Genomic DNA, 13,261 nt, shown 5'->3' on the forward strand with positions numbered 1-13,261 from the left:
CAACAGAACATGCCAGTCCAACCTTGGCGCAAGCCCTTTCGCGAAATCGATTCAACTGTCACTCTGCACAGCACTCGCACCCCCACACCGAAGGAGGCACCCCCATGTCCGGATCCCCCGACAGATCCGTTCACCGCCGCACCTTCGTCCTCGGCGCCACGGCCGCCGCAGGCACGGCGGCACTCGCCGGCACGGCGCGCGCCGCGGCCTTCGGCTGGCGCGACGACGGCTCGAACTACGTCGTCGACACCGGCGCCGACCTCGTCTTCAAGGTCAGCAAGTCCAACGGCGACCTGACCTCGCTGATCTACCGGGGCACGGAGTACCAGGGCTACGGAGGCAAGAACTCGCACATCGAGTCCGGCCTCGGCAGCTCCACGGTGTCCATCAGGCAGTCGGGTTCGACGATCCTGATCTCGGTCGCGTACGGCACGCTGCGGCACTACTACGCGGCCCGCAGCGGCGAGAACAACATCTACCTGTGGACGAACAAGGCCGACACGTCCGTCTCGGCGACCCGCTACATCCTGCGGGTGCGCAAGGGCCTGTTCCTCAACGACGAGCCCGACTCCTACACCTACGCGCCCACCACCGTCGAGGCCTCGGACGTGTTCGCCAAGTCCGACGGCCAGACCCGCTCCAAGCACTATTCGAGGCTGCGGGTCATGGACTACGACTACATCGGCTGGTCGGGCGGCGGCGTCGGCCTGTGGATCGTGCGCAGCAACCACGAGAAGGCCTCCGGCGGCCCGTTCTACCGCTCCCTGCTGCGCCACCAGAGCGCGGACGGCGGCGGCCTGTACGAGATCCTGTACTACGGCCAGAACCAGACCGAGGCCCAGCGCTTCGGCCTCCAGGGCCCGTACGTCATCGCCCTCACGGACGGCGGGGCGCCCTCCGCGTCGCTGTTCCCGGGCACGCTGACCACCTCGTGGGCGGACTCGCTCGGCATGTCCGGGTACGTCGGCGCGGGCGGGCGCGGCAAGGTGGCCGGGGTCGGGATCGCCGGGCGGAACACGGCGTACCCGTACACCGTCGGGCTCGCCAACTCGGCGGCCCAGTACTGGGGTTCGGCGCGCTCCTCGGACGGCTACTTCTCGATCGGGGGCGTGCTGCCGGGGACGTACACCCTGACCGTCTTCAAGGGCGAACTCGCCGTGCACACGGGGTCGGTGACGGTTACGGCCGGTGCCACGACCACCCTGAACACCCTCACGATCCCGTCCTCCAACGACCCGGCCAACGCCGCGGCCATCTGGCGGATCGGCGACTGGAACGGCACGCCGAGCGGCTTCAAGAACGCCGAGCTGATGACGTACGCGCATCCGTCCGACGTCCGGGCGGCGCCCTGGACCGGCAATGTCGTCATCGGCAACAACGAGACGTCGGCCTTCCCCTGCTATCTCTGGAAGGACGTCAACAGCGGGATCCTGGTGTACTTCCGGCTGACGGCGGCCCAGGCGGCGGCCGCGCACACGCTGCGGATCGGAGTGACGACGGCGTACGCCAACGGCCGCCCCCAGATCACGGTGAACGACGCCTGGACGTCCGCCGTCCCCTCCCCGCCCACCCAGCCGAACACCCGGTCGCTGACCAACGGTTCCTACCGGGGCAACAACCACACGTTCACCTACAGCGTGCCGGCGTCCGCCTGGAAGACGGACACCGGCCAGTACAACGTGCTCAGGATCGACGTGGTGAGCGGTTCGGGGCTGACCGGCTATCTCAGCGCGGGCACGGCGATCGACGCGATCGACCTGCTGGCCTGACGGCACCTCACGTCCCGCGCGTCCACTGCTGGTTGGTACCTCCGTTGCAGGTGTAGGTGATGACCGCGGCGGAGTTGGCGGTGGACGCGCCGCTGACGTCCAGGCACTCGCCGGTCGCTCGGGACTTGATGTTCACGTAGGAGCCGGTGGTCGTGAGCGACCACTGCTGGCCGGTCGCGGAGCTGTTGCAGTTCTCCTGGGTGACCGTGCTCGCGTTCTCCTGGACGCACAGGGAGCTGTGCCGGGTGACGAGCTGGTAGTAGCCGCTGCCGACGGACTTGAACCAGTACCTCTGGTTGGTGCCGCCGTTGCAGTCGTACTGCTTGATCTGGGCGCCCTGCCACTGCGACTGGCTGGTGACATCGGCACACCGGCCGCTGTGCCGCGCGGTCAGCGTGTGGTACGTGGCGCTGGTGCCGCCGATCGAGCCGGTGGCCGTGTCGACGGTGACCTCCGGGGACCAGGACATGGACATCGAGGTCGAGGACGGGAAGGCCAGCGGCAGCCAGACGTAGCGGGAGTCGTTGACCTTGCCGCCGAAGGAGTTGCCCCAGCGGTCGCCGAGGTAGAGGTACGAGGTGGTCGAACTGCCCTGTACGGGCAGGACGTACGCCGTCTGCGAGCCGTAGGTCGTGGAGTCGCCGACGTTCCTCATCGCGGTCCACGGGCCGGCGAGGCTGGTGGCGGTGGCGTACTGCTGCTGGTTGGGGTACCAGCCGGTGGCGCCCGACGTCAGCATGAAATAGACGCCGCCCCGCTTGAACAGGGCGGGGGCCTCGCGGTGGCCGCCGTGCCAGGGGTCGGCGACCAGCGCGGCGATGCCGGTGTAGTCGCTGGTCAGACGGTAGATGTGCAGGTCGTAGTTCTCGCGGGCGGCGGAGACCATGTACCCGGTGCCGTCGGTGTCGACGAACACCGTGATGTCGCGGGACATGTGCCGGCCGAGCGGGCGGAAGCTGCCCTGCCAGGTGTAGTCGCCGTCCACGGTGTCGGAGACGGCGACGGCGGCACGGGCCTCGCTGTAGTCGACGCCGTTCTCCTTGTGCATCCACATCACGAACTTGCCGGTGGCCGCGTTGTACATGACCTTCGGGCGCTCGATGTTGGCCGTGGCCAGCTCCGAGTGGCTGGACTGGGTCAGGACGTGGTTCCTGAACTCCCAGTTCTTCAGGTCGGTGGAGCGGTAGGCGGACACGTACCGGAACGTGTTGTCGGCGTTGCGGTTCTCACCGAACCAGTAGTAGTAGGAGCCGACCTTGATGACCCCGCCGCCGTGGGCGTGCACCGGGTTGCCCGAGGTGTCGGTGAACTGCGTGCCGGTGGTGACGGTCTGCGGCGCCGCCGCGGCCGGACCCGCGGTGGCCAGGGCGCCGGCCAGGGCCAGACAGAGGGCGAGCAGAACCGCGTACACACGTCTCATCTCAAGCACTCTCCTCCACGGTCACGGCGGACGTGTCCGCCACGGGTATGCCGAAGTCCGGGGTGCCGTCCGCGTTCCAGTTCAGCTTCTGGATGCGGGTGTGCCGGTTGGGGTCGTTGAGCGGGTCGCCGTCGATCTCCTTGTACTGGCGGGCGTGGTAGACGAGGACGTCGGTGCGGCCGTCCTCGGCGACGGTGAAGCAGTTGTGGCCGGGGCCGTACTGCTGGGTGGTGTCGTTGCTGGTGAAGACCGGGGTCGGCGACTTGGCCCAGCTCGCCGGGTCCATCAGGTCGCCGTCGGCGTCGGCGGTCAGCAGGCCGACGCAGTAGTTGGAGTCGGTGGCGGAGGCCGAGTAGGTGAGGAAGATCCGGCCGTTGCGCTTGAGGACGTACGCGCCCTCGTTGACCTTGAAGCCGATGCACTCCCAGTCGTACTCCGGGGTGGACAGCCGCACTTGAGGACCCGTCAGGGTCCACGGGTTCGCCATCTTCGACAGGAAGAGGCCGGTGTTGTTGTCCATGCCGGGCTCGTGCTGCGCCCAGCAGAGGTAGCGGGTGCCTCGGTGGGTGAAGGTGGTGGCGTCCAGGGAGAAGGTCTCCCAGGCCGTCTTGACCTGGCCCCGCTCCACCCAGGTGCCCTTGAACGGGTCGGGATGGGCGTTCTCCAGGACCCAGATACGGATCCGCCACACGTCCTCGGCGGGCGCGGCGGCGAAGTAGATGTACCACTTGCCGCCGATGCGGTGCAGCTCCGGGGCCCAGATGTGGGCGCCCATGTCGCCGGTGGGGTGGGCCCTCCAGATGACCGACTCGGCGGCCGTGGACAGGCCGTTCAGGGTGCGGGAGCGGCGCAGGATGATCCGGTCGTACTCGGGGGCGGTGGCGGTGAAGTAGTAGCGCCCGTCGATGTGGCGGTGGATGTGGGGGTCGGCGCGCTGCCGGACGAGGGGGTTCTCGTACGGGACGGCCCGTCGGGGCGCGGCGTGGGCGACGCCGGGGACGGCCGAGGCGGCGGTCAGGGCGCCGGCGGCCGCGGCGCCCTTCAACAGCAGCCTGCGGCTGGGGGGTTCGGGCAGGTCGTTTTCGCGGCTCATACGGACTGCCTCTCGGGGGTTCTTATGGGGGATCTCATGGGGGACCCCATGGGGATGTTCGAAATACCGGGCATGATCTGTCATTACGAACGCCGAAAAGGTAAGGGCGTGGAACGTGGAGGTCAACGGGTCGGACGGGATGAGGGAGAGCGCTTTCTGGTCGCGCTTTCTGTCCCGGGTGCGATTTTCTGTCCCGGGTGCGATTTTTTGTTATCGCCCGCCTCCCGCCCCGTCTCCCATACCGTGCGCACCTTTACCCACAAGACAGCAGCGGCCGCCGGCGCCCTCGCCACGGTCGCCGCCCTCACTGTCACCGCTTCCCCCACGGCGGTGGCCGCCGGCCCCCGGGACATATCCGCCGATGTGCTCGGGGGCCGGGACGTGACGCTCGACGGCGACACGGTGGTGACCGTGCCGCCCGGAACGACGACGTACGACGGCGTCTTCCGCGGCGCGGGCACCCTCACCGTGCGCGGCACCGGCACGCTGATCCTGACCAGGGACAGCGACTTCACGCTGCCGAAGTCGCGGCAGCGGCAGAAGGTGAGCGTCCGCGGCGGCAACCACCCCTACGTCACCACGACCCGCCCCGACCCGCCCGCGATCACCGTCGAGCGCGGGGCGACCCTGCAGTACGGCAACGGCGGCACCAGCGGGCTGATCGGCCACTTCCCGTACAACACCCCGGCGTTCCGGCTCAACCAGAACAACATCCGGGTCGACGGCACCCTGCGGCTGTCCCTGACGAGCGCCTACAACCTGGGCACGATCAGCGGCTCCGGACTGATCACCCAGCCACGCTTCCTCTGGGGCAGCTGGGCCCTGTCGGGCACCCACTCCTTCTCCGGGGTGATCGACAACGGCACGCAGCTCAACGCCGGCGCGCCGGAGTTCGCCACATCGCTGCCGAACATGCGCAAGGTCCTCAACCAGGGCACCTGGACCGTGGACACGCCGCTCGGTCAGACCGTGACCATGGGCATGGACTTCTACCAGCGCGAGTACGGCAGCGACATCAACGTCCAGTCCCGGCCGGGCAGCAAGGTCGTGCTCACCGGCCAGTACAGCTGGTCCGACCAGGGCGGCGACACCAACCCCTCGCTCAGCGACCCGGCCCTGAACTGGACACCGGCGCGCAAGAACGTCAACAAGCGCGGCACCAACATCAAGGGCGCCAACGTCCAGTGGGGCGACGGGACGACGAACAAGATCTTCATGCCCGGGACCGCCGAGACGGTCTACATCAACCTGCTGGCGGCCAGGTCGCGTTCGCTCCTCACCTTCAACTACAACGGCCCGGTGACGCTGGGCGCCCCCATCGGCGGCGGAGTGTTCCACGACACGCTCTCCGCGCCCGGCGCCGGCGACATCGTCCTCAAGGGCACGAAGGGCAACGACGTCACCTTCGCGGCCGTGCAGTACTACGACGGCTCGACGACGGTCGAGAAGGGCGCGGTGCTGCGGCTGGGCAGCGGCAAGCGGGGCGGCGACGGCGGGCTCTACACGAAGGGCGGCAGCTACAAGGTCGTCAACAACGGCTCGCTGGTCCTGAACAACGTCGGCAAGCCCCTCACCCTCTCCCGCGTCAGCGGCACCGGTTCGGTGACCCAGGCGGGGTCCGCGAGGGCGACGCTGACCGGCACCTCGGTGTCGTACACCGGCAAGACGACGGTCAAGAAGGGCACCCTTGCGCTGCGCGGCGGCGCGACCCTCGACCGCAGCAGGGCGATCACGCTCTCCTCCGCCGGCTCCCGCCTGGACGCGGGCACGTCGGGCCTTCGCGTGGCGACGACGCTGAGCGGCAAGGGCACCGTCGCGGGAGCGGTGACGAATGACGGCGTGGTCGCGACCGGGCTGACCGTCGCCGGCGACTACACGCAGTCGGCGAAGGGCGAACTGGTGCTGCGCGACGGCCCGTTGAAGGTGACCGGCACGGTCCGCCTGGCCGGGAACCTGGACCTCGCGTCCGCCGCCACCTCGAGCGAGCCGGCCCGCACGATCACGGTCCTCGACCACCGGGGCCGGGCCAGGACGACCGGCACCTTCACCGGCCTCGACGAGGGCGACAGGCTCCAACTCGACGACACCACGTACCGCATCTCCTACCGGGGCGGCGACGGCAACGACGTGGTCCTCACGGCCGTCACCGCGAGCCCCTCCCCCGGCTCCGACAGCCCCCGCACCGCCGCCGACACGGCCGCCTCCCCCGGCGACCGCACCACGAGCGCCGCGGGCAACGGCCTCGGCTGGTGGCCGTACGTCCTGGCCGCCGGGCTGCTCGTGGGGCTGATGGTGCCGGCGACGCGGTGGGGACGCGGGCGCGGCCGACGGCGGGGCGGGCGGCACGCGGCGCAGGGCTGAGCGCTCCGCCGGCTGTGCCGGTCGGCGGCTCCGCCGCGGGGCCGCGATGTGCCGTCGGCCGTCCGCGGACTGGTCGTGGCCGGCGGCAGCCCCGCGCACTCTCAAGGCGCCGCCGAACCGCGGCCGACTCCCCCGGCTCAGCTCAGGCCCTGCTCCGGCGGCCGGCCCCGTCTCGACTACCGTCGAGACCATGACCAGCATCGCCATCCCCCTCGCCGCAGCCCTCGCCGCCGGGACGGTCGTCCTCGACGGCGGGATGTCCAACCAGCTCGAGTCCGCCGGACACGACCTGAGTGACGAACTGTGGTCGGCGCGGCTGCTCGCGGAGTCGCCGGAGGCGATCACCGAGGCGCACCTGGCCTACTTCCGGGCGGGCGCGGACGTGGCGATCACCGCCAGCTATCAGGCCACGTTCGAGGGGTTCGCGCGGCGCGGCATCGGTCGGGAACGGGCGGCCGAACTGCTCGCGCTGAGCGTGGAGTCGGCGCGCGAGGCGGTGCGGCGGGCGCGGGCCGAGGGCGTCACGCGCCCGTTGTGGGTGGCCGCCTCGGTCGGTCCGTACGGGGCGATGCTGGCGGACGGCTCCGAGTACCGGGGCCGATACGGGCTGAGCGTGGACGAGCTGGAGCGCTTCCACCGGCCGCGCATGGAAGTGCTGGCGGCGGCCCGGCCCGATGTCCTCGCCCTGGAAACGGTTCCCGACGCCGACGAGGCGCGGGCGCTGCTGCGGGCGGTGCGCGGGCTCGGCGTCCCGGCCTGGCTGTCGTACTCCGTCGCCGGGGAGCGCACCCGCGCCGGGCAGCCGCTTCAGGAGGCCTTCGCCCCGGCCGCGGACGCGGACGAGGTGATCGCGGTCGGCGTGAACTGCTGTGCGCCCGGGGACGTCGAGGGCGCCGTCGAGATCGCGGCCCGGGCCACGGGCAAGCCGGTCGTCGTCTACCCCAACAGCGGTGAGGCCTGGAACGCCGAGGCACGGGCCTGGGACGGGCGCGCCACCTTCACGGCCGAGGAGGTCCTGGGGTGGCGGGCGTCCGGTGCGCGGCTGATCGGCGGCTGCTGCCGGGTGGGCCCGGACGCGGTCGCGTCCATCGCGAGGGTGTTGAAGGCGTAACGCCTGTCAGCCCTGCCACCGCACTGCTAGCCTCCGGTCGGGAACCGGTTGCTGCCGTGTTCCCGCAGCTCCAGGGGGCGAGGCAGACATGACCAGAAAGAGCGAGGACGCCGGGCGCAGCACCATCCGGGACGTGGCGGCGCGTGCGGGGGTGTCCGCGTCGACCGTGTCCCGGGTGCTCGGCGGGGTGTATCCGGTGAGCGCGTCGACCCGCTCGCGTGTGCAGCGGGCGGTCCGTGACCTGGACTACGTCGCGGACGCGCGCGCCAAGGCGGTGGCGGGGGTCGGCACGCCCACGCTGGCGTTCGTGCTGGAGGACATCACCGGGCCGTCGTTCGCGCACATGGCGTACGGGGTGGAGCGGGAGGCGAGGCGGCTCGGGCATCTGTGCCTGGTGTGCACCACGGAGGGCGATGTCCAGCACGAGGTCGAGTTCGTCGAGATGATGCGCGCCCAGCGGGCCGCCGCCGTGATCCTGGTCGGCGGCTCGGCCGACACCCCCGAGTACCGCGAGCGCACCCGCCGGATGGCCGACTCGCTGGCGTCGGCGGGCTCCCGGCTGGTGCTGTGCGGCAGGCCGCCGCTGGGCCCCGGGGCGCCGGTCACGGTCATCGAGTACGACAACGAGGGCGGCGCCTACGCGCTGGTCGCCCACGTCCTCACCCAGGGCCACCGGCGTGTGCTGTTCCTCGGCGGCGGGGCGGACCACACCACGGCGCAGGGCCGCGAGCGCGGCTATCTCGCCGCCCACCGCGCCCGGGGCCTGGACCCCGACCCGGTGCTGCTGCGGCACGGTGACTTCACCCGCGACTCCGGCCACCGCCTGATGCGGGAGGCCCTGAAGGAGGGGCTGGAGTTCACGGCCGTGGTGGCCGCCACCGACATGGTCGCCGCGGGCGCGCTCACCGCCCTGCACGAGGCCGGCCTGGACGTGCCCGGCGATGTGTCACTGGCCGGCTACGACGACATCCCGTTCGCCCGCGACCTGCACCCCGCGCTCACGACGGTGCACGTCCCGTACGAGGAACTGGGCCGCCTCGCGGTACGCACGGCCCTGGGCCGTACCCCGGAGCACCCGGACGAGCATCTGCTGCTGGGCACGCATGTGGTGGTGCGGGATTCGGTGGCGGGGGTGGAGTAGGGAACGGCGGTTGAGGACCACCACCAGGCGTCGATGCCCGCCGACCGGGCAGCTTTTCGCCGGTTGCTCTACGTCTCCTGTGGATGAGGCTGCGACGCGATGCCCGCCACGCCGCTCGGCTCGGGGCCCTCCTCGACGGCGAACATGTCCGGCACCGGCCGGGGCCGGCGTGCCAGGGCCACCACGGCGAACGCCCCGAACGAGGCGCCCGCCGCGAGGAACGTCCCCCAGCCGTCGAAGTCGGCGCCGACGAGATCGTTGGAGATGTGCCAGAGCGTGTTGGGCGCCCCGTACATGGTCGGCGTGAGCACGAACAGCACCAGCCGCACGGTCGTGCCGACCGCGATCGCGGCCACCGCGGCCGGTGCGCAGCTGCGCCGCCAGTAATGCCCGAAGATGAACGGCGCGGTGAGCGCGGCGAGCATCACGTCGAACGCGAGCGTCAGCAGGATCCCGGTCTCGGGCACCTTCAGTGCGAACAGAACCGCGATGCCCACGACCGGCAGCAGCGTGATCCTGGTCGCCCGGAGCAGCTGGTCCCGTCCGGACTGGTGCTCGCCGATCTGCACTCCGAACACGTTGTGCGCGGTGACCGCCGACGTGCCGAGGATGGCGCCGTTCGCGGTCGAACACGACGCGGCCACGATGCCCGCCAGCACGAGGATCGTCAGCCCCGTCGGGGCGGCCTGCTCCAGGATCGCGAACAGCACCGGCCCGTCGGCGCCGTCGGGGCCGAGGATCGCGCCGCCGGACAGCGCCACGAGAGAGAACGGCACGCCCACGACCAGGGTGCCGAGCGCGCCGACGAAACACGCCCGCTGCGCGACCTGGGGCGAGCGCGCGGAGAAGATCCGCTGCATGAAGTCGATGGCCACGATGTCGCCGACACCGAGGGCGAACAGTGTCGCCCAGTTCAGCGGCGCGCCCTGCGCGGTGTCGCCGAGCTGGCCGAGGTCGAACGGGCCCATGCCCTCGGGCACGCTGATTCCGTACCGCACGGCCACCCAGACGAACAGCCCGAGCGTGGCGCACACCGTGATGACCATCTGGGCGAACGCGGTGTAGGCGTCGCTGAACATGCCGCCGGTGGCGGTGTAGACCAGCACGACGAGCACGATCAGCAGCACGCCGAGCGTGTAGCTGGTGCCGAGGAACTGCTCGAACAGGTAGCCGCCCGCGACCAGGTTCCCGGCGAGCAGAATGCAGAAGCTGAAGATCATCATCAGGGACGCCGCGATCTCCACGCCGCGCCCGTAGCGGCGGCGATAGAAGTCGCCGATGGTCAGCAGCTTCATCCGGTTCATGCGTTTGGCGAAGAAGAGACCGGTCAGCACGAGGCAGATCGCGAGCCCGATGGGCAGGCTCGCGCCGGCCCAGAACCCGCCGGCCGCCGACAGGTCGGTGTTGCCGAGCGTCGCGTTGGTGTCCACCGCCTGGCCCATGAGCCCCGCGGCGGACAGCGGCAGCGCGAGCGAGCGGCCCGCGACGAGGAAGTTGGTGGCGTCACCGTCCACTTTGCGCGCGACGGACAGTCCGACGGCGACAATGGCGAGAACGCTGAGGCCGACACCGAGAAGGATCATGGCTGTCTCCTGGAGGAGCGGCCGTCAGGCCGGGAGCGTGGGAGGTGCCCCGCGCGCACGAGGCAGCCGAGCGTGTCGCAGATGACGCGGGTGGCGATGAGCGAGGTGATCTCCGCGTTGTCGTACGGCGGGGCACATTCGACGACCTCGATCCCCGCCAGCGGCCGCTCGGCGATCAGCTGGATGAACTTGAGCACCTCACGGGGCAGGAATCCGCCCGGCTCGGGCCAGCCGGTGCCGGGCACGAAGGCCGCGTCGAGGCAGTCGACGTCGAACGAGAGCCAGACCGCGTCGGCGCCGTCCCACGCGACGTCGAGGGCCCGCTGGGCGGCGGCCTCGATGCCCATCTCCACACAGTCGGTGACAGTCATGACGGTCGTGCCGCGCTCCCGGCCGACCCTGACGCCGGGGCGCGGGGCCTGCCAGCCGCCGATGCCGATCTGCACGAGGTTCTTCGGCGGCACGTTGGGGATGTCCGTGGCGTGGAACCACGGCGTGGTGTGCATCCGCTCGTCGAGGTCGGTCTCCTGTGTGTCGACGTGCCGGTCGAAGTGGATGATGCCGAGGTTGCCGCCGTCGAGGTGCTCGGCGACGGCGCGGGTCGTCGGGTAGCCGATCGAGTGGTCTCCGCCGAGCACGACGGGGAACGCACCCGAGGCGTAGACGTGCCCCACCGCCTTCGAGATCTGGTCGAAGGTCTTCTCGATGTTGCCGGGAATGGTGAACACGTCGCCGAGGTCCGCGATCGTGATGGACTCCCGCAGATCGACGCCCAGTTCGAAGCTGTACGGGCCGTAGAGCGCGGATATCTTGCGAATCCCCTGTGGACCGAACCGGGTGCCGGAACGGTAGGTGGTGCCCCCGTCGAACGGCGCGCCGAGCACCGCCACGTCGTACTCGCCGCAGCGCCGCACGTCCTCGATGTACGGGGCCTTGAGGAAGGTGTTGATCCCGGCGAAGTGCGGCAGTTCTCCGCGCGAGAACGTGGGGATCGTGCGGTCGACGATCGAGTCCGCGCCGGGCAGTCCGAGTTCGAGGCCGCGAGCGATCTCCTCGGCGTGCCGGGTGGTGGGCAGGCTCGCCTCCGCCTCGACGGCACGGCGGGCTTCGGGCCCGTAGTTGTCGTGATAGTGCTGGTGGAAGTGGACCATCGGCTGCTCCACGGTCGACGCCCGGCCGCGAGGCAGCCGAGCGTGGCTGACCTCCCGGGCTTTTGTCCCGCCGTGGAACGGGCCCTGACATGGCCCGCCTGCACCTCTCGGACCAGACTCGCCGTGCGGATGCGACCGCGGTGGCGACGGAACCCTAGGTGCGCCTCACCGGTGTGAGTCGCCGAGTAGTACACCCGCCGGGTTTGAGGGCGGGATGACGGCCGTATTTCCGTCGCGTCAGCGATCCGGCCGAATCGCCCGGCCGGCGTTACCGGCCGGCAACGCCGGGCGCCGGATCTTCGCCGCGAGCACCGACGCATGGCTCGGGTACAGGGCTCGCACTGATCACCGCCGTGCATGCACGCGTCGGCGAGGACGCCGGAGAGGACTCTGTCCTGCGCCTGCGAAAGCTGGCCGCCGTCGTAGCGACCGCCGCGATGAGCGCCACAGCTCCCCTGGCCACAGCAGGGGCAGCCGTAGCGGGGGGCGAGCCCCACGCCGGCCTGGCGGGGCTGGCCGTGTGGGATGGATCTGGAGCGGCGACAGTTCGCGGACCGGGTGTCCGCGGGCGATCCGGTGGTGGCCGACGCGGCCGAGGCGCGTGAGGCACTGCCGGGTGGTGGCGCAACGGGCAGCGACGGGAAGGTGCCTGACATCGCCGAGCCGGCCACCTGGGGCGTGCCGGACACCAAGACGGCACAGGTCACCGACCGCTACGGGAGAGCGCAGGCGACGGCCTGGGGGTGTCCGCGCCGGAAGGGCGGGGGAGGTCAGCTCTGGGCGGTGGGCCGGACGACGATGTCGTTCACGTCGACCGCGGCAGGCTGTTCGATCGCGAAGGCGATGGCCCGGGCGATCGCGTCGGGCGGGATCGCGATGTCGTCCCGCATCTTCGTGATCTCTGCTCTGACCTGGCGGTTGGTTGACGCCTCGGCGAAGTCGGTCGCAGTCGCACCAGGTGAGACGGTGGTCACCCGCAGGCAGTCGCCGGCTTCCTGGCGCAGTCCTTCGCAGATGGCCCGGACCGCGACCTTGGTACCGGCGTAGACGGCCATGGTCGGCACGATGCGAAACGCGGCCGTGGAGGCGGTGGTGATGAAGTGGCCGGTTCCCTGCGCCCGGAAGACCGGCAGCGCGGCGCCGATCCCGTGCAGCACGCCCTTCACGTTGACGTCGACCATGTGGTCCCACTCCTCGACGCGCAGATCGTCGAGAGGCGAGATGGTGCCGACTCCGGCATTGCTGACGAGCACGTCGAGTCGGCCGAAGCGCTCACCGGCCAGCGCGACCAGGGCCTGCAGGTCGTCCCGCCGGGTCACGTCGGTGCGGATCTGCACGGCCGTGCCACCCGCCTTCTCGATCCGGGACACCAGATCCGCCAGGCGTTCGGACCGGCGTGCGCCGAGGACGAGTCGCGCGCCGCGCTCGGCGAGCAGCAGCGCGGTCGCCTCGCCGATGCCACTGCCGGCTCCCGTGATCGCCACCGTCTTGCCCTTGATTCCGGACATGAATTGCACTCTCCCTCGGACGGCCGGGTGCCGGTGTGACCATGTGAGGCCGTGCCGCGGCCCGTGTTCGCAGACCAGTCTCCGGTGGACTTAGCCTGGTATCCAGACCGTATTTGTTCTGGAA

At 70.7% G+C, this 13,261-nt stretch carries 9 protein-coding genes and 1 riboswitch; of the genes, 4 read left to right on the forward strand and 5 right to left on the reverse strand.

Annotation, left to right across the window (positions count from 1 at the left end; all coding sequences use genetic code 11):
- The first annotated feature begins 104 nt into the window (after positions 1–104).
- Complete coding sequence (locus ACP4J3_RS32100) at positions 105–1,769, forward strand: rhamnogalacturonan lyase B N-terminal domain-containing protein (protein ID WP_426539637.1); 1,665 nt, start codon at positions 105–107, stop codon at positions 1,767–1,769.
- Between the two features lie 7 nt (positions 1,770–1,776).
- On the opposite strand, the gene ACP4J3_RS32105 is transcribed toward ACP4J3_RS32100, so the two are convergent.
- Entirely contained in the window at positions 1,777–3,189 is a 1,413-nt protein-coding gene (locus tag ACP4J3_RS32105) for an RICIN domain-containing protein (RefSeq protein ID WP_426539638.1), read from the reverse strand.
- A gap of 1 nt (position 3,190) precedes the next feature.
- Positions 3,191–4,282, reverse strand: coding sequence for a glycoside hydrolase family 43 protein (locus ACP4J3_RS32110; RefSeq protein WP_426539639.1), 1,092 nt, complete (start codon positions 4,280–4,282; stop codon positions 3,191–3,193).
- A 243-nt stretch (positions 4,283–4,525) separates the two neighbouring features.
- On the opposite strand from ACP4J3_RS32110, the gene ACP4J3_RS32115 reads away from it, so the two are divergent.
- The 3 genes from ACP4J3_RS32115 to ACP4J3_RS32125 all read left to right on the forward strand — a co-directional run bounded on the left by ACP4J3_RS32115 (position 4,526) and on the right by ACP4J3_RS32125 (position 8,895).
- Positions 4,526–6,643 carry an autotransporter gene (locus ACP4J3_RS32115; RefSeq protein WP_426539641.1) on the forward strand — a complete coding sequence of 706 codons (2,118 nt, stop codon included), beginning with the start codon at positions 4,526–4,528 and terminating at the stop codon, positions 6,641–6,643.
- A 190-nt stretch (positions 6,644–6,833) separates the two neighbouring features.
- The gene (gene mmuM / locus ACP4J3_RS32120) at positions 6,834–7,754 is read left to right on the forward strand and encodes a homocysteine S-methyltransferase (RefSeq protein ID WP_426539642.1); all 921 of its coding nucleotides are present in this window, start codon (positions 6,834–6,836) and stop codon (positions 7,752–7,754) included.
- An 88-nt stretch (positions 7,755–7,842) separates the two neighbouring features.
- A complete protein-coding gene (locus ACP4J3_RS32125; protein ID WP_426539643.1) occupies positions 7,843–8,895 on the forward strand; it encodes a LacI family DNA-binding transcriptional regulator in 1,053 nt (350 codons plus the stop codon).
- A gap of 68 nt (positions 8,896–8,963) precedes the next feature.
- Here ACP4J3_RS32125 and ACP4J3_RS32130 read toward each other — a convergent pair whose 3' ends face one another.
- From ACP4J3_RS32130 to ACP4J3_RS32140, 3 genes are all read right to left on the reverse strand, one after another.
- Positions 8,964–10,478, reverse strand: a complete 1,515-nt coding sequence (locus tag ACP4J3_RS32130; protein WP_426539645.1) for a sodium:solute symporter family protein — start codon at positions 10,476–10,478, stop codon at positions 8,964–8,966.
- Positions 10,475–11,629 carry an agmatinase family protein gene (locus tag ACP4J3_RS32135; protein WP_426539647.1) on the reverse strand — a complete coding sequence of 385 codons (1,155 nt, stop codon included), beginning with the start codon at positions 11,627–11,629 and terminating at the stop codon, positions 10,475–10,477. Before ACP4J3_RS32135 ends, ACP4J3_RS32130 begins: the two co-directional genes overlap by 4 nt.
- Before the next feature lie 49 nt (positions 11,630–11,678).
- Positions 11,679–11,798: riboswitch (guanidine-I (ykkC/yxkD leader) on the reverse strand.
- Positions 11,799–12,399: 601 nt separating this feature from the next.
- Complete coding sequence (locus tag ACP4J3_RS32140; protein ID WP_426539648.1) at positions 12,400–13,137, reverse strand: SDR family oxidoreductase; 738 nt, start codon at positions 13,135–13,137, stop codon at positions 12,400–12,402.
- Positions 13,138–13,261: the final 124 nt, after the last annotated feature.

Source organism: Streptomyces sp. UG1 (assembly GCF_049974585.1).
Lineage (GTDB): Bacteria > Actinomycetota > Actinomycetes > Streptomycetales > Streptomycetaceae > Streptomyces.